This is a genomic window from Pseudomonas fungipugnans (assembly GCF_029955235.1).
Taxonomy (GTDB): Bacteria; Pseudomonadota; Gammaproteobacteria; order Pseudomonadales; family Pseudomonadaceae; genus Aquipseudomonas; species Aquipseudomonas fungipugnans.
The window spans coordinates 666,671-690,146 of sequence record NZ_JARBWL010000001.1 but is presented as its reverse complement, the minus strand read 5'-3'; the positions used below and the strand labels follow the sequence as shown (position 1 = coordinate 690,146).

Annotated in this window: 12 protein-coding genes; 3 read left to right on the top strand and 9 right to left on the bottom strand. The window is 61.4% G+C overall.

Going from position 1 to position 23,476, the window contains the following annotated elements; all coding sequences use genetic code 11:
- Nucleotides 1-34: 34 nt before the first annotated feature.
- Nucleotides 35-901, bottom strand: a complete 867-nt coding sequence (locus tag POF45_RS03015; RefSeq protein ID WP_282315013.1) for a class I SAM-dependent methyltransferase — start codon at nucleotides 899-901, stop codon at nucleotides 35-37.
- Between the two features lie 202 nt (nucleotides 902-1,103).
- Here POF45_RS03015 and fabD point away from each other — a divergent pair, with 202 nt between their 5' ends.
- Together fabD and POF45_RS03005 are read left to right on the top strand one after the other, a co-directional pair.
- Nucleotides 1,104-3,089, top strand: a complete 1,986-nt coding sequence (fabD, locus tag POF45_RS03010) for an ACP S-malonyltransferase (RefSeq protein ID WP_282315012.1) — start codon at nucleotides 1,104-1,106, stop codon at nucleotides 3,087-3,089.
- 26 nt (nucleotides 3,090-3,115) lie between these two features.
- Nucleotides 3,116-10,066 carry a beta-ketoacyl synthase N-terminal-like domain-containing protein gene (locus tag POF45_RS03005; protein ID WP_282315011.1) on the top strand — a complete coding sequence of 2,317 codons (6,951 nt, stop codon included), beginning with the start codon at nucleotides 3,116-3,118 and terminating at the stop codon, nucleotides 10,064-10,066.
- A gap of 222 nt (nucleotides 10,067-10,288) precedes the next feature.
- On the opposite strand, the gene POF45_RS03000 is transcribed toward POF45_RS03005, so the two are convergent.
- The 8 genes from POF45_RS03000 to POF45_RS02965 all read right to left on the bottom strand — a co-directional run bounded on the left by POF45_RS03000 (nucleotide 10,289) and on the right by POF45_RS02965 (nucleotide 19,905).
- Nucleotides 10,289-10,963, bottom strand: a complete 675-nt coding sequence (locus POF45_RS03000) for a DUF3313 domain-containing protein (protein ID WP_259502785.1) — start codon at nucleotides 10,961-10,963, stop codon at nucleotides 10,289-10,291.
- A gap of 50 nt (nucleotides 10,964-11,013) precedes the next feature.
- Nucleotides 11,014-12,282 (bottom strand): OmpP1/FadL family transporter, encoded by a 1,269-nt coding sequence (locus POF45_RS02995; RefSeq protein WP_282315010.1) that lies wholly within the window; start codon nucleotides 12,280-12,282, stop codon nucleotides 11,014-11,016.
- A gap of 79 nt (nucleotides 12,283-12,361) precedes the next feature.
- Nucleotides 12,362-13,978, bottom strand: a complete 1,617-nt coding sequence (locus POF45_RS02990; RefSeq protein ID WP_282315009.1) for an arylsulfatase — start codon at nucleotides 13,976-13,978, stop codon at nucleotides 12,362-12,364.
- A gap of 234 nt (nucleotides 13,979-14,212) precedes the next feature.
- Nucleotides 14,213-15,799 carry a class I adenylate-forming enzyme family protein gene (locus tag POF45_RS02985; protein ID WP_282315008.1) on the bottom strand — a complete coding sequence of 529 codons (1,587 nt, stop codon included), beginning with the start codon at nucleotides 15,797-15,799 and terminating at the stop codon, nucleotides 14,213-14,215.
- Between the two features lie 24 nt (nucleotides 15,800-15,823).
- A complete protein-coding gene (locus POF45_RS02980) occupies nucleotides 15,824-16,600 on the bottom strand; it encodes an SDR family NAD(P)-dependent oxidoreductase (protein WP_282315007.1) in 777 nt (258 codons plus the stop codon).
- Nucleotides 16,601-16,673: 73 nt separating this feature from the next.
- Nucleotides 16,674-17,831 carry an acyl-CoA dehydrogenase family protein gene (locus POF45_RS02975; protein WP_282315006.1) on the bottom strand — a complete coding sequence of 386 codons (1,158 nt, stop codon included), beginning with the start codon at nucleotides 17,829-17,831 and terminating at the stop codon, nucleotides 16,674-16,676.
- Between the two features lie 11 nt (nucleotides 17,832-17,842).
- Nucleotides 17,843-19,090 (bottom strand): thiolase family protein, encoded by a 1,248-nt coding sequence (locus tag POF45_RS02970; protein ID WP_259502791.1) that lies wholly within the window; start codon nucleotides 19,088-19,090, stop codon nucleotides 17,843-17,845.
- A gap of 29 nt (nucleotides 19,091-19,119) precedes the next feature.
- The gene (locus POF45_RS02965; protein WP_259502792.1) at nucleotides 19,120-19,905 is read right to left on the bottom strand and encodes an enoyl-CoA hydratase/isomerase family protein; all 786 of its coding nucleotides are present in this window, start codon (nucleotides 19,903-19,905) and stop codon (nucleotides 19,120-19,122) included.
- 1,511 nt (nucleotides 19,906-21,416) lie between these two features.
- Between POF45_RS02965 and POF45_RS02960 the strand changes: the two genes are divergently transcribed.
- A complete protein-coding gene (locus POF45_RS02960; protein ID WP_282315005.1) occupies nucleotides 21,417-23,468 on the top strand; it encodes an alkyl/aryl-sulfatase in 2,052 nt (683 codons plus the stop codon).
- Nucleotides 23,469-23,476: the final 8 nt, after the last annotated feature.

Below are 23,476 nucleotides of genomic sequence, written 5' to 3'. Positions count from 1 at the left end.
CCCAAGCTGCCTCTCCACCTGCCGCCCGAAAGGGCTAGGCGGCTTGTTTCAGGCGCCAGAACTTGTACACCAGATGGCCGTTTTTATAGGCCTTGATGCCGCTGTCGTCGAAGAAATGGAACATGGTGTCGAACGCGTGCCAGACCTCGGGTGGCAGCGAATCGCTTTCTTGCTTCTTCTCCTCGACCAGGCTCTTGAGCAGGTGCTTGAGATGACCTTGCTCGCTTTCAAACGCCCTTATCACGCCTTCGGAAATGTCGGCATGTTCCTCAACCTTGAAGCCGGCGTGGCGAATCATTGCCTGGTGCTGCTCCAGCACGTTGGTGAAGAAATCGACACCGATGCTGTCGGGCTCGGACAAGGCGCTGGTGTTGTTGCCTTTCATGGTGTCGGCATAAAAGAACCGGCCGTCCTTCTTCAAGACCCGCTGCACCTCTTCACCAAACCTGTTGAGGTCGGGGTAGCAGTGGGACGACTCGATATTGACCACGACGTCGAATTCGTTATCGGCAAAGGGCAGTGCCATCGCGTCGCCGTCAACGAAGGTCAGCCCTTCAATACGGTGTACCCGGTTGCACAACTCGATATGCGCCGGACAGAAATCCAGCCCGGTCACGGAAGCGGCGCCGGTATAGCGAGCAAGGTAGGAACAATTACCGCCGCGTCCCGAGCCGATTTCGAGGATCTTCTTGCCACGCAGATCGGTATCACCCAACAGGGTGCGGATCAGGTTCGCCGAGCATTTCTGCTCCAGATCTTCGTCACTGATCCAGTCAAAGCTGCTGTCTTTGGCCAGGTAGCCGTAGTTGAGGAAGGTCAGGCGTTTGTCGGGGAACATCCGGGTCATCATGTCGTACCACTGACTGATCGGCGATACGGTTTCGGGTCCTTGGGTCGTCATGTCTACCTCCGTGTCAAAAAACTGCAGGGTGTGCGTCGCGCCGCCAACGGCGGCGATTGCATGGCGCTGAGGCGGCCGCCTGAGGAGCATAGCGGTCATGGGCGAAGGCCCCGAAGAATTTTTCATTGATGTCGCAGACCGTTCCAGATCGGCTCCTATACTGCGAGCCGTAACGTCAGCTATCCATTTCAGGACGAAATTTATGCCGTATCTTTTTCAGGGACAGACGTCTTGCGTGGTGTTCATGTTTCCCGGTCAGGGCTGCCAGTTCTATCAGATGGGCCGCGAGCTCTATCAGAACAACTCGGTGTTCCACCGCTGGATGAACGAGCTCGATACACTGATTCACGCCGAACTGGGGCAGTCGGTGATCGCCGGGATTTATCACGACAACAACCCGCGCTCGAAGGCCTTCGATGATATTCGCCTGAGTCATCCGGCGATCTTCATGATCGAGTACGCGCTGGGCAAGACGTTGATCGAGCACCGCATCACCCCTGATTATCTGCTGGGCACCAGCCTCGGCGAACTTGCCGCCGCTGCGCTGGCAGAGGTCATTTCGCTGCCTGACGCGATCCGCCTCGTGGTGCGTCAGGGGCAACTGTTTCACCAGCGCCAGTCACCGGCAGGCGAGGGCGCGATGCTGGCGATCCTGGCCGAGGAGTCGCTGTATCAGCAGACGCCGTTGCTGCGCGAGCACTGTGATATCGCCGCCTACAACGCGCCGTCGCTGATCGTCGTCGCCGGCCCGGACAACGCGGTTGCCGATGCCGAACGCCACCTCAGCGCTCGGGACATCGTGTTCCAGCGTCTGCCGGTCCATCAGGCTTTTCATTCACGCCACATCGATTTTCTCAGGCCCGAGGTCGAGGCACTGCTGCGCCAGACAACCTTGCACAAGGCGCAGATCCCGGTGATCTCCTGCCACAGCACCGAGACCTTGCAGCAACTTGACGCCGACCACTTCTGGCAGACCATCCGCCAGCCGATCCGTTTTTCCCAGACCCTGGCGCGGATCGAGCGTGAGGCCGCCGCGCGCGGTGAATCGATGATTTACCTCGACCTCGGCCCGAGCGGCACGCTGGCCAACCTGATCAAACAAAATATTCGTGACCGTGCCTTGCCGCCGATTTTTCCGGTGCTCAGCCCGTTCGGCCGCGATCTGGAGAAATTCGACGAAGTGCTGACCCTCGGTCGTGCCTTGCAGCCATTGCCTGCGAGCGCAGCCCCTGCAGCGCCACCGGTTGAGGTGGCTGCGCAGCCCACGGCCTTCCAGGTCCAGCAGCCGACCCGCCTGGTACAGCGTCCATCGGCGCCAGTGTCGTCAGGGCCTAAACGCGTCTATGTGTTTCCGGGGCAGGGTTCGCAGCGCCTGGGGATGGGCGCGGCGCTGTTCGAGCAGTTTCCCGAGCAGGTGGCCCAGGCCGACAAAATTCTCGGTTATTCGCTGAAAACACTGTGCCTGGAAGATCCCGATCAACAGCTGTCCAACACCCGCTTTACCCAGCCGGCGCTGTACACCGTCAGCGCCTTGGCGTTCCTCGCCAAACAGCAGGCGGACCCGCGTAAAGCCGACTTCCTGGCCGGTCACAGCCTGGGCGAGTACTGCGCGCTGTTTGCCGCGGGTGCGTTCTCCTTCGAGACCGGGCTGAAGCTGGTGAAAAAACGCGGCGAGCTGATGGCCCTGGCTACCGGCGGCAGCATGGCCGCTGTCATCGGTCGCAGCCCTGACGAAGTCAACGAGCTGCTGATCCGTCACGGCCTCGGCGCGCTGGACGTGGCCAACTACAACTCACCGTCCCAGGTGGTGCTTGCCGGTCCGGTGGAGGCACTCAGCGAAGCGAAGGAAATTTTCCAGGCGATGGACATTACCTTTGTAGCGCTGCCGGTCAGCGCGCCATTCCATTCCCGCTACATGGAAGGCGCGATGGGAGCCTTCGGCGAGTACCTGGCCACCTTCGAGTATTCGCCGCTGCATACCCCGGTGATCGCCAATATCGACGCCGCGCCTTACCGCGACGATCAGTTGGTCGATAACCTGACCCGGCAGATCTGCGGTTCGGTGCGTTGGCTCGATACCGTGCAGTACCTGATGCGTCAGGGGGCATTCGAATTCGAAGAACTGGGCCCTGGCGAGGTACTGACCAAACTGGTCAAGAACGTGCGAAACGCCGCTGCCTTTTCGTGACTGCACACTCCAATGGATGCCTTGTCATGGAAAAGACGATGAACGCCACATTCACCGATCAGTTGTTTTTCATTGCCAGTGTGTTGAGCCTGGAAAGTCGTCAGTTGATCTCCGGTCGCGGGATCAACCAGCCGTTCGGGTTTGCACCGTTTGCAGCGGCTGCTTCGATCAACGCCGGGCCGTTACGGGTGGCCTTCGACGGGTTCAGGGCGTTTGGCTGGTTGAGCCCGTCGAGCGACGATGAGTATTTCTTCTCTGGCCGGGCATCGGCAATCGACACGCTGCCCACCGCAGTGACCGAGCTGTTTTCGTGGCTGGTGCCGCAGCGATTGCCGGGCGCGCAGGACATGGCGCACCTGTGGCGCTGGCTGGAGCTGTCGGCGCTGGACTGGAATCTGCACTGTCCGGCGTTCATCCGTGGCCTGAACGAGTTGTTGTCGCTGGTGTTGTTGCGCCGGTTGCAACTGAACGGGGCGATTGATATTGACACGGGTCTTGTGGATGCACGGCGCATCGACAACGGGCAGACCGACCCTGAACGCACCCGGCTGTTGAGTGACTTTCTACGCACCCAGCAGTGGATTCGTCGCGAAGAACGGCAACTGGTGCTCAATCCCGAGCGGCGGACGCTGCTGGCTGAGCGGCTGAGCGAGCCTTTCCTCGCCTACTACGCCAGTTTGCCCGCCACCCTCGATGGCCTGTTGTTCGCCAAGGGCGAGCAGTGGGCAGACGCGTTGCATTGGCTCAAGGGCGCCGGTGAACAGCACGTCTGGCCGGGTGACCGGCCCGCGCTTGAACAGTTGCTGGGCAAGGTTTTCGACGCGCAGCCGTTGTCCACGCAACCGGACTGGATCGTCGAGTTGGGCAGCCACCCTGGCGTTTCGTTGAACGAGCTGGGGCAATGGGTGCGCCACCACACGGCCCGGGGACAGGCACTGGACAGCAATCCCCTGCAATGGCTGGTGCTTGATAACGCGGTAATGAGCGATCCGGCGACGCTTGGCCAGCGGCTTCGGGACGCGGGTGTCGGTGCCAGTCAGCGAGTGTTGTGGCTGGGTATCGGCCAGCAAAATCTGCAACAGCCAGGGACTGCGCCGCAGCTACCACCGCAACAGGCGCCGCAGCGTTATTACCTGCGTTGCGACGGCCTGACGGCAGAGGGCGCCAGCGTGCTGGGCAGTCTGCAGGCCTCGGCAAAAGCACTGGCCGCGCTGATCGGCGATCAACCGATAGTGCTCAGCGAAAGTCACTGGACCCCCGACGGGCCGCTGGCGGATCACTTTGCCTGTCATTACCCGGTTGAAGCGGCGCACTACCTGATGGCGCTGGCCGGTGCCGGGCTGTTTGCCGATCCGGGGATGCTGCACAGGCTGCCGCTGGCCGGCTTCGACTGCGAAGCCAGCAGCGGTTGTTACCGGGCGCGTGAATACCGTGTTCGCTTTGTGACGCTGGCGGACATGCCGGCGCTGCTGACACTGGAGCAAGCCTGCTGGCCCGAAGGCGGCCGGGTCGATGAACACATCCTGCGGCGGCGCTTGAACCAGGACCCTGCCGGTCAACTGGCGTTGGAGTTCAAGGGCGAAGTGGTCGGTGTGATCTATTCCCAGCGGATCGTCCGGATCGAGGGGCTGTTCGCGGTCAATTTCGCCACGGTCGATCAGCTGTTCCATGGTAACGGCAGCACCGTGCAAATCCAGAGTCTGAATATCCTGCCGGCGCATCAGTACAGCGGTTACGGCGATCAGTTGCTGGAATTCATGCTGCAATATTGCACGCTGCTCAACGGCGTCGACACGGTGGTCGGCGTGACCCGTTGCAAGGACTATCCCAAGTACCGCCACATTACTTTGGTGGACTACATTCATAGCCGTGACGAACGAGGCGTGCTGCTGGACCCGGTGCTGCGCTTCCACGAATTGCACGGTGCGCGAATCGAGCGTCTGGTGGCCGGTTATCGTCCCGCCGATGCCGACAATGCGGGGCACGGCGTTCTGGTGCGTTATGACCTGGCCCACCGTCAGCGCCAGGAAATCCAGCTGGCCACGGCAATGGTGGAGCAGCCGGCGATCTCCATCGACGACGCCGTGCGTCAGGGCATCAATCGCTGCCTGGGACAGGCGCAAGACAGCCGAGTGTCGACGCGCCACAGCCTGCTGGAGCTGGGCCTGGACTCGGCAGACCTGCTCGCGCTCAGTGAACAGCTGGGCATGACGTTCGGTCTGGTGCTGGAACCGAGCTTTTTCTTTCGCTACAACAGCGTCGAGAAAATCGTCGCCGCGCTGCAAGAGCGCCTTGGCGCGCAGGTGTCGCCAGAGCCTCAGCAGGCTTTACCGCCAGTGGCGCCTGTCAGAACCGACGATGATTTCGCGGTGATCGGCATCAGCGGGGCTTTTCCCGGTGGCGAACTGGAGGGCTTTTGGGCCGCTGTTCGCCATGGCATCAGCCAGATACGCGAGGTGCCACCCGAACGTGCAACGGCCGGACCTGCGGGCGGCTACATCGACGGGATCGAGTGCTTCGATCATCAGTTTTTTGGCATTTCGGCGGCCGAAGCGGCGCTGATGGACCCGCAGCAGCGGCTGCTGTTACAGCATGCCTGGTGGGCGCTCGACGATGCGGCAATTCCCGCCGCAGCGTTTTCCCGCCGCCAAACCGGTGTGTTTGTCGCCGCCGCGCCAAGTGAGTACCGCGACATCGTCGAGGTCCCCCGCGACAGCCCGTTTTTGCTGACGTCTTCTTCGCCCTGCATGTCTGCCAACCGGATTTCCTGGTTCCTCGACCTGCGCGGGCCCAGCGAATATTGCAACACCGCCTGCTCATCGGTGCTGGTTGCGCTGCACCGGGCCATGCAGGCGATCAGGGCCGGTGAGTGCCAACAGGCGCTGATCGGCGCGGTCAATCTGTTGCTGTCGCCTGCTGAAACGGCCGGCTACCGGCAGATGGGGTTTCTCAGCGAGCAGGCAGACACCCGTTCATTCCAGGCCGGGGCTGATGGCTATGTACGTTCCGAAGGGGTGGGCGTGCTGCTGCTCAAGCCATTGGCCGATGCATTGCGCGACGGGGACCGGATCCATTTGAAGATCAAGGGCAGCGGCGTGGGGCACGGCGGACGAGGGATTTCGCTGACCGCACCCGATCACGACAGCATGCAGGCGGCGATGGTGGCTGCGTACCGCAGTGCCGGGGTTGCGCCGTACACCGTCAGCTATGTGGAAGCCCATGGCACCGGTTCGGCGATGGGCGATGCCATTGAAATCGACGCGATCCAGGCGGCGCGCACGCAGTTGAGCGGCGCTGATAAAACCGGCGCTGCGTGGAACCTCAGCACCTTGAAACCGCTGATCGGGCATTGCGAATTGGCATCCGGCATGGCGGCGTTGTTCAAGGTGATTGATGCGGTGAAACAGCGGCAACTGCCGGGCATACCCGGGTATCAACAACTCAGCCCGGCGATCACCCTCGATCCGCAGCAACTGTTGCTCGCGTCCGGGAATCGGCCATGGCCGGCGTTGCAGGACGTCGAGGGTCGTGAGCTGCCACGTCGGGCGAGCATCAACAGTTATGGTTTTGGCGGCGTCAATGCCCATCTGGTGGTGGAGGAGTTTGTCGCCCGCCAGCCTGTGACGGCGGTTGATATCGGTGCTGAACTGATCCTGTTGTCGGCGCATGATGCCGCCCGGCTGAAAGAGCAGGGGGCGCGACTGAGCCGCGCGATGGGCCAACGCCCGGATCTGCGTCTGGCTGATATTGCCTATACGCTGCAAATCGGGCGCACGGCGATGGCTTGCCGCTGGGCTTGTGTGGTGGACAGCATGGCGTCGCTGCAACAGCAACTGGACGAGCTTGCCCAAGGCTTGCGCGATGACATCGTGCTGGCCGACGAGCAAGTGGCTGGAACTGGCGACGCGATTGCCCGGGCATTGGCGGCACGAGATCTGCCGGCGCTGGCCGATTATTGGCGCCAGGGCATGGAACCGGACTGGCTGAAAATGCCGCGTGTCGGTGAACCACAGCGCATTGGATTGCCGGGCTACGCCTTTGCACAATCGCGGCACTGGCTGTCACCGCGCCGGGCCGAACCGCTTCGCGATGCAAGCGAATGCGAGACACAGTCACAGAAAAACGTGCGCCAGATTCTCGCCGAACTGTTGGGATGTGATCCGCAGACACTGGCAGGTTGCGAGTCGCGCAGCCTGGCCAGTCTGGGCCTCAGCTCCCTCGGCGCCGTGGGCCTCAAGGCCAGGCTGGAACAGCAACTGCACCTGTCGGTATCGCTGGCACAGCTGAGTCCGTACTTGAGCCTCGGTGAAGTCGAAGCCCGTCTGGCGGCGCTGGAACGCCACGCTGATGATCAGCTTGTGCCGCTGTTGCAGATAGCGCCCGACGCCCGCCATCAACCTTTTGCACTCAACGATATCCAGCAGTCGTTTTTGTCAGGCCGCACGCTGCTGGCCGAAGCGGAACGGGTCGGCTGCCATATCTACCTGGAATTCGACTGGCCGCAGCTGGACGTCTACAGGCTCAATCAGGCGTGGAATCGGTTGATGATTCACCACGATGCGCTACGGCTCAGGTTTCTGGCCGACGGTCGCCAACAGGTCAGCGAACCGACGCCTTATCGCTTCAAGACCCGCGACCTGCGCCGCAACGAGCCTGCCGACCGCGAGCATTCGCTGGCAGCCCTTCGTGCGTCGATGTCGCACAAGGTCTATCGGATTGGTCAGGAAACGTTTTTCGACATTGCTGTCTCGTTGCTGGATCAGCAAAGCAGCCGGGTGCACCTGAGCATCGACGAAATGATTGTCGACGCCACGTCACTGGAGCTGCTGTTGCAGCAATGGCTGATGATTTATCAGGAACCTGCCAGCGAGTTGCCGGATCAGGGCGTGTCGTTGCGTGACTATCAGCGGTCGCTGGAGGCCTTCAAGCAATCGCCGCGCTACCAGCGGGACTTGCAGTATTGGGTCGACAAGCTGGCGCAGGCACCGGCTGGCCTTGCCTTGCCCAAGGCACCGCGACCTGCTGGCCGCGAGCGTCGCCGCCTGACCTCGGTTCTGGAGCAGGGCCGCTGGCAGCGATTGAAAGCGCAGGGCGATGTTTTGCAGGTTTCAGGCACGGCATTGTTGCTGAGCCTGTTCGGGTTGATCCTGCAACAGGCCAATGCTGGCAGGGCGTTTTCGTTGATCACAACCAGTTACGGTCGACTCCCGGTGCACCCGGACATCGGTCGGCTGGTCGGGCCGCTGATCTCCACGCAGTTCTTTGCCTTTGACGGCGCGCCGGAGCAAACCCTGGCCGAACGGGCGCAACAGGTGCAGCGCCAGTTGCTGGCTGACCTTGATCACGCCAGCGTCAGTGGCATCTCTGCCCTGCGCGAAGTTCGTCAGCGTGGCGACAACTCGCAGCCATTCAACGGTGGCGAGGTGGTCTTCACCTCGATGCTCAACAACCCGGTGATCGACGGCGCGCCGAGCTTTGGCGATGCGCAACACGATTGCGTCACCCAGACGCCGCAGGTCAACCTCGATCACCAACTGCGCGAGCACGGCGGGGCCCTGAGTTTCAGCTGGGACGTCGCCATTGAGTGTTATCCCGACGGCATGATCGACCGGCTGTTTGGCGACTATTGCCAATTGCTGGTCACCTTGGCGGACGGCGACAGTGACGGATGGGCGTTCAAGGCATCAGCGCTGGTTCATTCGGCACCTTTTCAACTGGCACCCGGAGCGCCGCCAGCGCTGCCCTTCGCATTGACCGATCAACAACAGGCCTACGCCTTCAGCCGGTCGCTGCACCGGGGGCAGGGCAGTTCACACCTCTACATGGCCGTGGCCATCGAGGCGCTGGATATTGCTCGTCTGGAACGGGCCTGGCAGCAGTTGGTCGCGCATCATCCGATGCTTCGGACACGGATTCTGCCCAATGGCACCCAGCAGATCATGGACGCACCGCCCTTGCTGCACCTCGAAACGGCCTCGCAGGACATTGCCGGTTCGTCAATCGCCGAACAGATGCTCGGCCGGGTGACGGCGCTGGGAGAGTGGCCCTATGTCGAACTACGGGTCAGCACGCTGGACGAACGACGCCGCCTGGTGCATCTGGCTGTAGACCTGCTGCTGGTCGACCTTCCCAGCCGAGATCTGTTGCTCCAGCAATTACTCAATCTCTATCACGGCCGGACGCTGACGCCGCTGACCATCAGTTTCGCCGGTTATATCGAGGCACTCGGGCAGCACAACCGCTCCCCGGCGGCACAAACCGCCGCGCGCTACTGGCAGGAAAAATTCCGGCAAGTGCCATCGGGACCGCCAGTGAACAACGACGGGGCCGCGACGGGGCTGTATCTGGAATACGAGCACCGCCTGGATTGCTGGCCGGCACTGCGTGAACGCATTGCACAGGCAGGCCTCTCGGCGGACGCGCTGCTGATCGCAGCCTATGCCTGGAGCGTTGCCAGACACAGCGCCGAACCAGCGTTCACACTGGTGGCCCCAGGCTGGAAGCGGCCCGCGGTACACCCGCAGATTGACGCGCTGGTCGGCGATTTCACCACGCTGAGCTGGATCGACTTCAATGACGAACCCATGACGCTCATCGAACAGGCTTGGCGTTGTCAGCGGATCTTCAATGAAGATCAGCAACACAGCACCGTCAGCGGCCTGCAAGCGTTGCGCAAAGTGGCGACGAACAGACAGCGACCGCGAAAGCTCGATTTCCCGGTGGTGTTTACCCGGCTCAACCCCCAAGGCGCGCTGGGCCTGCCCGCAGGCATCACGCTGGTCAAAAGCACAAGCCGCACGCACGGGGTGGCGCTGGACAACCTGAGTATCGAGACGCAAGACAGTTTGCTGATCCACTGGGACCTGGCGGCTGACCGTCTGGCCCCGGCAGTGGTTGAGGCGATGTTTGCCGATTACTGGCGCTTGCTGGAGGCGTTGGCGGTCGACTTTTCTGCTGACCTGCGAGGCAATGGATGAGCGCGCGCTGACACACCCTGTGGCAAGGGAGCAAGCTCCCTTGCCACGGGAAAGTGATCATTCTTCTAGCGCTGACTGACCCAATATTGCTGCACGGCGCCATTCGTGCCTTGCACCGGGTCTTCATCGGGAAACGGCAACTGCTCGATGCTCGGAGACGCAAGTGTCGGATCAGATGTTCAACCGGCGCCACCTCAAAGTGGCGCCAGTCAAGCCCGCTCCTTATCGGATGAAGGCCTGCAAATCGCTGGTCAATTTGTCGATGGCCACTTTGAAGTCCTTGGTGGTGATGGTCTGGCTGGCGTTGTCCAGCTGTTGACCGAACACCTTGCGTACCACTTTGGCCACGGTCTGGTTGTTGCTGGTATCGATGAATTCACCCTCGATGTACAGCGCCGTGTCCTGGTCGCGGTGACCGCTGGCTGCTTGTGCCGCGCCCACTACAGCGGCGACCGGCACGATTTCGTACCACTTCATTCCAGCATTCGAGGCGCTCACGCCGGTGATTGCCACGCGCAGGATCAAGGCTTTGGAACCGGCTGGCACGGATGCCCTGTTCGGCACCACGTTGTATTTCTGGCCGAGCACGCCACGGGCCTTGTTGGTCATGTAGTTCTGCAACTCGTCCAGCGTCTGGCGATTGACCCGCTCATTGGGCTGTGGCGCCGGGTACAGCTCCAGCCGGTTGAACACCACGGTGTCGTAGGCATTGGGATTCCATGACGGGATCACCCAACGCATGGCTTTCTCGCCGCTGGTGGTGGTCACTTCCTGCAAGTTGTTGTAGTTGGGCAGGAAGCCGGAGTATTGCTGCTGCTCGGTGACTTTCGAGGTACAACCACCGAGTAACAGGGTGGTCAGTGCGGTGCCGATGAGTAACTTTCTGGACAAGTTCATTGTGCTTTGCGCTCCATGGGATAAATCGTATTTTTCTGGTTATCAGGGCGTCAATAACGCCAGGTCATGTTCCCGGTCACGGCTTGAATCCAGGCGTTGTCGAACTGACCGGAAGTGCGTACGCCTGATACGGTTTTGGTTTGGTCCACCGGCATGTCGCCGAGCCAGACCAGTGCCCAGCTGAGGTTGACGTCGGTGTCCTTGTTCAGCGCGTAAGTGGCCCCGGTGCCGAGTCGCCAGGACTCACCCATTGGGGCATTGAACGTGCGGTTGGCGTCCGAGACGGCGCTGCTGTCATACGCGACGCCGACGTTCCACAACAGTTGACGGGTGGCTTGATATTGCGCGCCGAGCGCCAGTTGCCAGGTGTCCTTGAAATGGGCATTGACCGTGGTCGATTGGGCGCCGACAGCGGTGGTATCGACCTGCACCGCGACGTCGCCGAATTGTGACCAGTCTTGCCAGTTGACCGTGGCGAGCAGGGCCCATTGCGGGTCGAGTTGCTGGAACAGGCTCAGGGTCGCGGTCTGCGGCACCTGCATGTCGAGCTTGGTGTTGAGGCCGTTCAGACGATCCAGCCCGGGACCGGTGCCATGGACATTGAGCTTGTCCTCAAAGTCGAGATCGACCTTGCTGGTGTAGGCCAAACCGATGCGCGTGCCGGGTTGTGGGGCGTAGATCACGCCAACGTTGGCACCGTAACCCCAGGTGCTGTCTTCGTATTTGAAGTAGCCGTCGCTGCGGTCGGTCAGGCCGAACGGCGAGCGGTCGATGGCCGTCTGGTCCTGCAACATGCCGTACATGGCTTTCACGCCGACACCGATCGACCATTGATCGTTGAAGCGGTACGCCACGCTGGGCACCAGCGACAACCCGGCCAGGCTGACGTTCTGCGCAAAATAGCGCCCGGACCAGTCGTTGTTGTAATTGGCCGCCAGGCCGAAATCGCCATAAGAGCCGAAGCCGACGCTCCAGTTGTCATCCAGTTGATGGCTGATGAAAAAGCTGCCACCGGGAATCGGATCCAGTGCGTTGCCGCTGCCACGGCCTGTGCCGTTGGTGTTGTCGTCGCGGTCGAACGTCAGGTTGCCGTAGAGGATTTGCGCACCGGCGGTTATCTGCGTGCCTTGCAGGTAGCTCAGGCCCGCCGGGTTGCTGGCGATGGTGGAGGGCCCTTGGGCGCGGGCAGCGGCACCGGCATTGGCCAGGCCGACGTTATCGGTGCCGATCTCGTAGAGCATGATGCCACCGGCATACGCCTGTTCGCTGCACAGGGTGAGCAAGGTGAAGGCGGGGAGCAGCAATGATTTCGTCTGCATGAAAGGCTCCTTGATACGCTCGCAAACGTTCGTCATGAACGGGTGACCGCCACCGGCCACCCGTATTGCCTTTTATGCACTACCTGGCCATGGCGGCACGCGCCGCCGCGATTTTCTCCTTGACGGTGTCCAGGTTGAAGCTCGCGCCTTTTTGCATCGGTGGGTATTCAATGGCTGTTTGCGCCAGTTTCAGCACCTGATCCTGCACAAACACGAAGCGCCAGAACTGGAACTTGAACCACTGGAAATATTCCAGCGAACCACTGGCCGCCTGATCCGCTGGCCAGCCCATGCGCTCGAACGGATCAAGACGCAGGTTGGTCAGGATCGGCATGTCCAGCGTGACCTTGGCGCCCAGCCAGCCCCCAGGTTGATCGATGAAGCGGTATTTGAAATCGTCGATGCGAATGGCACCCAGCGTGCCCTCGCCGAAGTAGAAGATTTCATGACGGTTCGACGGGCCTTTGCCGGTGATCATCGGCGTCTGGTCATAGCCGTCGAGATGGACCTTGTAGGTCCTGTCGCCCAGTTGTTTGCCCTTGAGCAGTTCAGTGGTGATGTTCGGGTTGCCTGCCGCCGTGAGGAAGGTCGGGAACCAGTCCATGCCGGACATGATGCCGTTGGCAATGGTGTTGGGCGGTACCTGGCCTGGCCAGCGAATGATCGCCGGCACTCGGAAACCACCCTCCATGACCGTGCCTTTGCCCATGGCAAACGGGGTGGTGCCACCGTCCGGCCAGGTGAAGTTTTCCGCGCCGTTGTCGGTGGTGAACATCACGATGGTGTTGTCATCCATGCCGTCTTTTTTCAGCTTGGCCATGACGTCGCCGACGATATCGTCGAGCTGCGCCATGCCGGCTTCTTGCTCCGACCAGCCATTTTCCGAATTGCGCATGGCTTCATACTTGTCGGACAGGTGCGTGACGATGTGCATGCGGGTCGGGTTGAGCCACAGGAAGAACGGTTTGTTGTCCTGTTTGGCTTTGTCGATGAAGGCGAAGGCCTTGGCCTGGATTTCGTCATCGACGGTTTTCATCCGGTCTGGATAGAGGGTGCCGGCGTCTTCGATTTTCTGTTTGCCGATCTTGCCCCAGCGCGGCATGACGGTTGGATCGTCAGTGGTGGTTGCCCAGCTGTGCACCATGTTGCGCGGGCCGACGGTGTCGAGCAGCGCCTTCGGATAGTTGGGGTGCGACGGGTCTTCCATGGCATCCAGGTGATAGAGATAACCAAAGAACTCATCGAAACCGTGCACTGTCGGCAGGAACTGGTTCAAGTCGCCCAGGTGGTTCTTGCCGAACTGGCCGGTGGCGTAGCCCATGGACTTGAGGGCGGTGGCAATGGTCACCGCTTCGTCAGGAATGCCGATGGGCGAGCCGGCCTGGCCGACCGTGGTCATGCCGGTGCGGATCGGCAGTTCACCAGTAATGAAATTGGCGCGCCCGGCGGTGCAACTGGCCTCGGTGTAATAGTCGGTAAAGCGCATGCCATCGGCAGCCAGTTGGTCGAGATTGGGTGTGCGACCGGCCATCATCCCCTGATTATAGACACCGATATTCGACCAGCCGATATCGTCGCCCATGATCACCACGATGTTGGGCGGGGGTTTGTCAGCCGCTTGGGTGATAACGGGTAGAACCATTGCAGACAACAGCATTGAAACAGCGAATAGCCGGGAGAAGTTTGTCTGGTTCATGTCGAACTCCATATGCACTGGCGTTAGCACTTAAGGACTTCCCCCTTTGGTCCTTAGAAACTGTGATCCCCGGGAAGAGCGTAGGTTTGAATTGTGAATTATCCAGTAATATTTTTTTGAGATGATACAAAGTCACTCTTCAACCGCTCATTCCCCTAATGGGTGAAACGACTGAAGCCGGGCCTTCGACAGGCTGAAGTCCCGGCTACGGCAGGGCCGTTCCTGGCGGTGCCTTCAACTGATATTGCGCGACGAACCGAGCCAGTATTTTTCCCGTACTTGTCGGCGTAATACTTTGCCCACCACCGAAGTCGGCAACTCATCGACGAACACCAGCGACTTCGGCGCCTTGTAGCCGCCCAGGCGCGTTCGGGTCTGGGCAATCAACGCTTGCGCCGTCACGGTTTCACCCTGACGCAGAATCACTTCGGCATGCACGGCCTCACCCCATTCCGGGTGTGGAATGCCCACCACCGCGGCCATCAGCACCGCAGGGTGGGCGGCGAGGGCGGCTTCTACTTCCACGGCATAAACGTTGAAGCCGCCGCTGATGATCATGTCCTTGAGACGGTCGACGATGTACAGGTAACCATCGCCATCGATGTAGCCCAGGTCGCCGGACTTCCACGCCCCTTCGCAAAACTCGGCGGCAGTGGCTTCGGGGTTTTGGTAGTAGCCCTTGATCACCGCTTTGCAGCGGATGCGAATTTCACCGGTTTCGCCCACGGGTAGCGGCGCGCCTCCGGCATCGGCGATGAACACTTCCACTCCCGGTGTCGGCCGGCCTGCTGAAGACAGCCGGCGCAAGGACGCGGTGTCGCCGGGTTGATGCGCCGCTTTGCCGAGGGCCGAAATCACCATCGGCGCCTCGGTGGCAGCATAGCCCTGGACAAAAATCTGTCCGAAGCACTCCACCAGTTCGCCCAGTTTGTCCGGGCTCATGGGCGCCGCACCGTAGATCAGCGTGGTCAGCGATGAGAAATCCAGCGGCGCGGTGCGTTGCATCTCCAGCAGGCGGTAGAGCACGGTCGGCACCAGGAACGAGTGCGTCACGCGCTCCCGTTCGACTTGCTGGCGCCAGGACTGCATGTCCAGCTGGTTCATGGTGAGGTTGGTGCCGCCGCCGTAAACCGTCGGAAAAAACAGCATCAACGTGCCGTGGGACAACGGCGATACGTGCAGCAGGCGGGTCGCGCTGCTCAGCGCCAGATCGGTGTTGATGAACGCCGCGTCGCGGCAGGCCATCCAGTTGTCGATCGAGTACATCGCACACTTGCCCTTGCCGGTGGTGCCACCGGTAAAGCGCAGCATGCACAGGTGCTCGTCGGTATCGAGGGTGACATCGTTATCGGCGTCCGAGGCCGCATCCACCAGCGACCAGAAGTTGTGCACGCCGCTCAGCGTCGCCTGTTCGGCCGTCGGCGGGTCCATCACCACGATCTCGCAGTCACGGGCGCGCAACATGCCGTAGTAACTGTCCAGCAAGCGGGTTTCGATGAACACCACCTTGGGCCGGACCAGCTCGACCTGCCGCGCGTGCTCCTCCAGCGGGTCGCGCAGGTTGGTCATTACCACCGTGCCTTCCTGCTTGAAGGTGCTGGGAAACATCATCAGGCTGAGGCTGTCGTTCTCCAGGATCAGCATGAAGCGTTCACCCACGCGTACCTGCAACCTGTTGCGCAGGACGTCGGCGATGCGGTTGGTCAGCAGGTGGTACTGCTCATAGCTATAGCGGCGGTTGCGCTCGATATTGACGATCGCCTCCTGCTCGCCATAACGCAGGGCGAGCAGGCGCATGATCCGGCTAAAATTCATTTTCATGGGGAGTCGCTCTCAGAAGCCGAATTACCGGGCACGCATGCGCGAGGCGGCGTCGAGGCGCACAGTCTCGCCGTTGACGTAGGCGTTCTCGATCAGAAACGCGCAGCAATGAGCGAACTCACGCATGTCGCCCAGGCGCTTGGGCGCTTCCATCTGTTCCTTGAGCGAGTTGAGGACTTTCTCGTCAAGGCCCGCCACCATGGTAGTGAGGAACAGCCCCGGCGCGATGGCGTTGACCCGCACACCAATGGCGCCCAGCTCGCGCGCGGCGGGCATGTTCATGCCGATGACGCCAGCCTTGGTGGCCGCGTAGGCGCACTGGCCGACCTGACCTTCATAGGCCGCGCCAGACGACACATTGATCACCACGCCGCGTTCTTCGCCGGCTTCGGCTTCGTTGTTGGCCATGTGCTCGGCACACTTGGACATGACGTTGAACACGCCATTGAGGTTGACGGCGGTGGCCTGGGCGAAGCGTGCCAGCGGCGCGGCCTTGCCTTCCTTGCCCAGCACCTTGAAGCCGGTCGGCACGGCGGCGCCGTTGATGCAGACATGAATCGCGCCGAACTTCTCGATCACCGCATTGACCGCATTCTGCACCGACGCTTCGTCGCTGACGTCGGTCTGCACGAACATCGCGCGCTCGGCGCCCAGTTCGGCCACGGCTTTTTGCCCGGCTTGGACATTGAGGTCGAAAATCGCCACGCGCGCGGCTTTCTCTTCAATCAGGTAGTGCGCCGTCGCCAGGCCCAGGCCCGAAGCGCCGCCCGTGATGACGATGACTTTGTCTTGAATTCGCATGTGAGTGTCCCTGTTCGCTGCCCGGCATCGTCGATGCCGGGTTGTTATTGTTGTGGCTGAACAAATGGCTGGATCAGAACGCGTTGACCCCGGTCAGGGCGCGGCCAATGATCAACTGCTGGATCTGCGTGGTGCCTTCCGGGATCGGCACGATGATCGCTTCGCGGGCCAGTTTCTCGACCAGGAAGTCGGTGGTCACGCCCGCGCCGCCATGAATCTGCACGGCTTGACGGGCAATGGTGACTGCTGCCTCGCAGGCGAAATACTTGGCCATCGCCGCCTCCATTTCTGCCGGGATGCCGGCGCCGATCATCTCGGCGGCGCGGTAGGTCAGCAAGCGTGCGGCATCGACGTTGGTGGCCATCTCGGCGAGCATCCCGGAGATCAACTGGTGACCGGCGATCAGCTTGCCGTGCTGTTTGCGTTCCTTGGCGTAACGCACCGCTTCTTCGAGGGCGCGGCGACCGATACCCAGGCCTTGCGCAGCGACAAATACCCGCGAACGCTCGAAGAACGACAGGGTGTTTTTCAGCGCTTCACCTTCGTTGCCGATGATGTTGCTGGCCGGAACGCGCACATCGTTGAGGAAAATCTGCGCCGTGGACTGGCTGTTCCAGGCCATTTTGTGGATGTTCTGCACTTCGTATGGGTGTTCTTTGCGGTCCAGCAGGAAGTGGGTCAGGCCCTTGCGCGGGTCATCGCCGGTGCGGCAGGTACAGATCAGGAAGTCGGAATAGGCGCCGTTGCTGATCCAGGTTTTTTCACCGGTGATGATGAAGTCGTCGCCGTCGCGGCGGGCGCGGGTCTTGATTTCCAGCACGTTGGAGCCGACATCCGGTTCCGAGATGCCGACGCTGACAAACGAATCACCACTGATCAGGCCCGGCAGGTAACGCTCGCGCAGGTGGTCGGGGGCGAGCTTTTCCAGCATCTGCGCGCCGAAGGAGTTGATCACCACGGGTGTCGACAGGTCCACCGAGCAGGCGGCGACTTCCTCGAAGAGCATGATCATGGTCGGCCAGTCCAGGCCCAGCCCGCCATGGGCTTCGCTGACGGCGCCGCTGATCATGCCGAACTCGGTGAGCTGGCGCATGACCTCGGCCATCTTCTCTTTCGGGATGAATTTATCCCGGTATTCCTTGTTGAAGATCGGGTCGATCTTTTCGGCCAGGAAGCGCCGGAAACTCTCGACCGCTTCCAGTTGTTCCGGGTTGCGCATGACGTGTCCCATGGGGGCTCTCCTTAACTGTTCTTGTTGGCGAGAATGTTGACGGCGACCACGGCTTCTTCGATGCCGAACAGCCCGCCACCGTTTTCCTGAATGGCAATGCGCGCGCCTTCGACCTGGCGCTTGCCGGCTTCGCCGCGCAGTTGTGTGACCAGCTCATGGATTTGCCCAAGACCGGTGGCACCAATCGGGTGGCCCTTGGATTCGAGGCCGCCGGACGGGTTGATCGGCATGCGTCCACCAACGGTGAAATCTCCGCGTTCGGCCGCCGGACCGCCTTCGCCGAACGGCACGAGCATCAGCGATTCGGCGTTGAGGATTTCACCGATGGCCGAGGCGTCATGGACTTCTGCGACATCGACATCGGCCGGGTCGATACCGGCCTGGGCATAGGCTTTTTTGGCCGCCAGGTGGGCGACGATTTTTTCCGGTTCATCCAGGCCGCGATTGCTGCCGGTTTGCACCACGCTGGCCAGCACCCGTACAGCGCGCTCACCGGCGTTTTTCAAACGCTTCAAACCCTCGGCGTTGCACAGCACCACGGCCGCCGCGCCGTCGCTGATCGGCGAACACATGAGCGTGGTCAAGGGGTAGCAGATCGGCGGCGAGGCCAGCACTTCGTCGATGCTGAAAGCCTGCTGGAACTGCGAGAGCGGGTTGTGTACCGAGTGTTGGTGGTTCTTCGCGGCCACGGCTGCAATCTGCCGCTGAGTGGTGCCGTAGCGCAGCATGTGATTGCGGCAGATTGCTGCGTACACGTCCATGAACACGCTGTACGGGCGCTCGGAAACGGTGCCCGGCGGCGGCACGATGCCTTCGCCCATGGCCAGCAGGGTGTGTTTGTTCTGCTCGACCGTGGACACATCCCAACCGCCATCGAACACGGCGAACATTTTCGACTTGTCCGGCACGTTCATCTTTTCCGCGCCGACCGCCAGGGCGATATCGCACTGGCCTGCACGCAGCGCCAGGGTGGCGAGGTTGAACGCTGACGAGCCGGAGGCGCAGGCGTTTTCCACGGAAAACACCGGCACGCCTTCGATGCCGATACGGCGCATGGCAATCGGGCCGGGAATGCCGGTCTGGCCCTGCAACAGGCCGTTGGTCATGGTGCTGTAATACACCGAGCCCACATCGGCGGTGGTGGCGCCAGCATCCTTGAGCGCCAGGCCGACGGCTTCGTCGACCATGTCGTAGACGCTGCGCTCCAGCAACCGGCCAAATGGCGTCATGCCGACGCCCACTACGTAGATATCGTTCATTGTCTGTTCCTGGATCGGGACGTGACGGCCTAGCGGCCCTTGAAGTTCGGTGCGCGTTTTTCGCTGAAAGCCAGCAGGCCTTCCTGGAAATCGGCGGTGCGCAGGTGCTGACGCAACATCACTTGTTCGTGCTGCAAGGCGTCGTCGCGGGATTTGTCGCTGGAGGCGCGGGCCACTTCTTTCATGCGGCGCAGGGCAATCGGGCTCTTCCTGGCGATTTGGTTGGCCAGCGCGAGGGCGGCATCGGCCAGTGCTTCATCGGCGTGAACTTCACACACCAGGCCATAGCTTTTCATCTCGCCGGCCGTGAGCGACTTGCCGGTCAACAGCAGGTACATCGCCATGTTCAGCGGTATCAGGCGTGGCAGCACGGCGGCGCCACCGGCACCTGGGTAAACGCCGAAATTGGCGTGGGCATCGGCGAGGGTGGCGGTTTGCGCGGCGACGATGATGTCTGCGCACATCGCCAGTTCCAGGCCACCGGCCATGGTCACGCCGTTGAGGGCGGCGATCACGGGTTTGGGCAAGTTGCGCAATTGACCGAACACCTGATTGGCACGGTCGAGGAAGTCGGCTTCGCCAGCGGGCAGGCTGCTGCCGGCCAGCACTTCCTTGAGGTCGGCACCGGCGCAGAAGGCCGGGCCGTTGCCGGTCAGGATCACGGCGCGCAGCTCGTCGTTGCGGGCAATGTCGTCCAGGCAACGTTCCAGTTCAGCGAGCGTCGCCAGGTTCAGCGCGTTCATGGCCCGCGGACGATTGAGCGTCAGGCGCGCCACCGGACCGATGATTTCGTACAGCAAGACGTCTTCACTCATGACCACTCCCCTTTATTGTTCTTCGCACTGTTGGCGTTGTTGATGGGCCGATAGTAGGAAGGCCGGCGACGGCGGCGCAGGTCATTGCAACGAAAGCGGTTGTCCGCAGGGGGAGGGTGGCGGGTGGGCCTAGGGCCGAACTGAAGAAACGCAATTTACTGTGGGGAGCGAGCTTGCTCGCGATGGGGCCGTGTCAGTCACCATCCTTGCCAATGACACACCGCCATCGCGGGCAAGCCCGGCTCCCACAGTTGATCTTCAGTGAACACAAAAATTGGCGCTCGACAGCGATCCAATGTGGGAGCGAGCTTGCTCGCGATGGGGCCGTGTCAGTCACCATCATTGCCCAATGACCCACCGCTATCGCGGGCAAGCCCGGCTCCCACAGGTGATCTTCAGTGAACACAAAATGGGTGTTCGACAGCGATCCACTGTGGGAGCGGGCTTGCCCGCGATGGGGCCGTGTCAGTCACCATCATTGCTGATGACCCACCGCTATCGCGGGCAAGCCCGGCTCCCACAGGGATCTTCAGTGAACATAAAATTGGTGTTCGACAGCGATCCAATGTGGGAGCGAGCTTGCTCGCGATGGGGCCGTGTCAGTCACCATCCCTGCTGAATGACCCACCGCTATCGCGGGCAAGCCCGGCTCCCACAGTTGATCTTCAGTGAACACAAAATCGGTGTTCTACCGCGATCCAATGTGTGGGCTTGCCCGCGATGGGGCCGTGTCAGCCACCATCACTGCCCAATGACCCATCGATATCGCGGGCAAGCCCGGCTCCCACAGTTGATCTGCAGTGAACACAACACTGGCGCTCGACAGCGATCCAGTGTGGGAGCGGGCTTGCCCGCGATGGGGCCGTGTCAGTCACCATCCTTGCTAATGACCCACCGCTATCGCGGGCAAGCCCGGCTCCCACAGTTGATCTTCTGTGAACACAAAATTGGCGCTCGACAGCGATCCAGTGTGGGAGCGGGCTTGCCCGCGATGGGGCCGTGTCAGTCACCATCCTTGCTGATGACCCACCGCTATCGCGAGCAAGCCCGGCTCCCACAGTTGATCTTCAGCGAGCACAAAATCGGTGTTCTACCGCGATCCACTGTGGGAGCGGGCTTGCCCGCGATGGGGCCGTGTCAGTCACCATCATTGCCAAATGACCCACCGCCATCGCGGGCAAGCCCGGCTCCCACAGTTGATCTTCAGTGAACACAAAATCGGTGTTCTACCGCGATCCACTGTGGGAGCGAGCTTGCTCGCGATGGGGCCGTGTCAGTCACCATCATTGCTGATGACCCACCGCTATCGCGGGCAAGCCCGGCTCCCACAGGGGATTTTCAGTGAACACAACATTGGCGCTCGGCAGCGATCCAGTGTGGGAGCGGTGTATTCGGAGATGGGCATCGGGTCTGTGAAGACTGACGAATTGATCCGCAAGACCAGCACGTCACGCTCAGTTACTTGCACCATCGCGGCGGTTATCCAATAACAATTAGAGAGAGACCCTGCGATGAAAACATTCCGAGTCGTACTGACTGTGTCGGTGCTGGCCGCCAGCATTGCCGGCGCTGTGCACTGGTCACGAGGTCTGGCGAGCGTTCATTGGCAGCCGGTCGAGAACAGCGCCGGGCAGGGTGGTCAGAAAGCGGCGACGGCTGCCACCATCGCAGTCAATGCGGCCACGGCACACAACCTGCCGCCGGTGGATCGTGAGGTCGAGGCCGATATCCAGCGCGGTTTTATCGCCAGCATCCCCGATGCTGAAACCACCGCCGCTGACGGCCATGTGGTGTACACCCTCAAGGGCTATGAATTTCTCACCAGCCCCGAGGCCCCGGCCACGGTCAATCCGGGGCTGTGGCAGCAGGCGCAAAAGAGCATGTCCAACGGCCTGTTCAAGGTCACCGATGGCTTCTACCAGGTGCGCGGTCTTGATCTGACCAACATGACCATCATCGAAGGCAACACCGGCCTGATCATCGTCGACTGCAACCTGGCCACTGAAGTCGCGCACGCAGCACTCGAACTGTATTACCAGTACCGGCCGAGAAAACCGGTGGTGGCGGTGTTCTACAACCACAGTCATGTCGATCACTTCGCCGGCATCCGTGGCATCGTCGACGAAGCCGACGTGAAGTCGGGCAAGGTGCAGATCATTGCCCCGGCCGGGTTCATGGCCACTGCGGTCGCCGAAAACGTGATGGCCGGCAACGCCATGAGCCGCCGTGCCGAGTACCAGTTCGGCACCACATTGCCGCGCAGCGCCCAGGGCCAGATTGATCTGGGCGGTGCCAAGGCATTGTCCAACGGCACCATCACCCTGATCCCGCCGACCATCGAACTGAGCCAGCCGGTGCAGTCGCTGACCATCGATGGCGTGGAGATCATCAACATGCTGGCCCCCGGCACCGAGGCGCCGGCTGAATTCATCCACTATTTCCCACAGTTCAAAGTGCTGGATACCGGCGAGCTGGCGTTGCCGACCCAGCATCAATTGCTGACCCTGCGCGGGGCGACGATCCGCGACGGTCTGGCCTGGTCGAAATACCTCAACGCCGCGCTGCATCAGTTTTCCTCCGGCGCCGACATCCTGATCAGCCAGCACGGTTGGCCGGTGTTCGGCCATGAGCGCGTGGTCAATTACCTGTCCAAGCAGCGCGACATGTACAAGTGGCTGCACGATCAGTCCCTGCGCCTGATCAACAAGGGCTACAAGCCGGTCGAGATTGCCGAGTACATGCGCGACCACGTCCCGGCCAGCCTGGCCAGCGAGACATTTACCCATGGTTTCTACGGCTCGGTGCAGCGCAATTCCAAAGCGGTGTATCAGCAGTACATGGGCTGGTACGACTCCAATCCGGCCAATCTGGATGCCCTGTCCGACACCGATTACGGCAAGAAATTTGTCGAGTACGGCGGCGGCGCCGAGGCCGTGCTGGCGCGTGCCCGCACCGATTTTGCCAATGGTCAGTACCGTTGGGTGGCGCAAGCCATGAGCCATCTGGTTTACGCCGAGCCCGAGAACAAGGCCGCCCGAGAGCTGGCAGCCGATGCGCTGGAGCAATTGGGTTACCAGGCCGAGTCGGCGGTGGAGCGCAACAGTTATCTGGCGGCGGCCATGGAGCATCGCAGTGGCGGGAAAAAAATCGCCTCGCCGCTGCGCACCGCCAGCCCCGACATGCTGCGGGCGCTGACCATCGACAATATTTTCGATTACCTGGGCGTGCGCCTGAAGGCGTCGGCGGTCGAGGGCAAACACGTTGTGCTCAACTGGAACTTCACCGATGTCGGCCCGTCGGGCAAGCGCTATACCCTCAATCTTGAGAACTCGGCGCTGACCTATATCGCCGATTACAACGCCGACAAGGCCGATGCGACGATCACCCTGACCCGCGAAACCCTGAACGCGATTCTGGCGGAGAAAGTGTCGCCCATCGAGGCGGTGTTCAAGGGGGACCTGAAGATCGACGGCAGCAAACTGGCGGTCTATGACGTGCTGGGTTCGCTGGATAAATTCTCGCCGGACTTCGAACTGGTCGGGCCTAACGACGCTGCACAATAGGAGCCTGA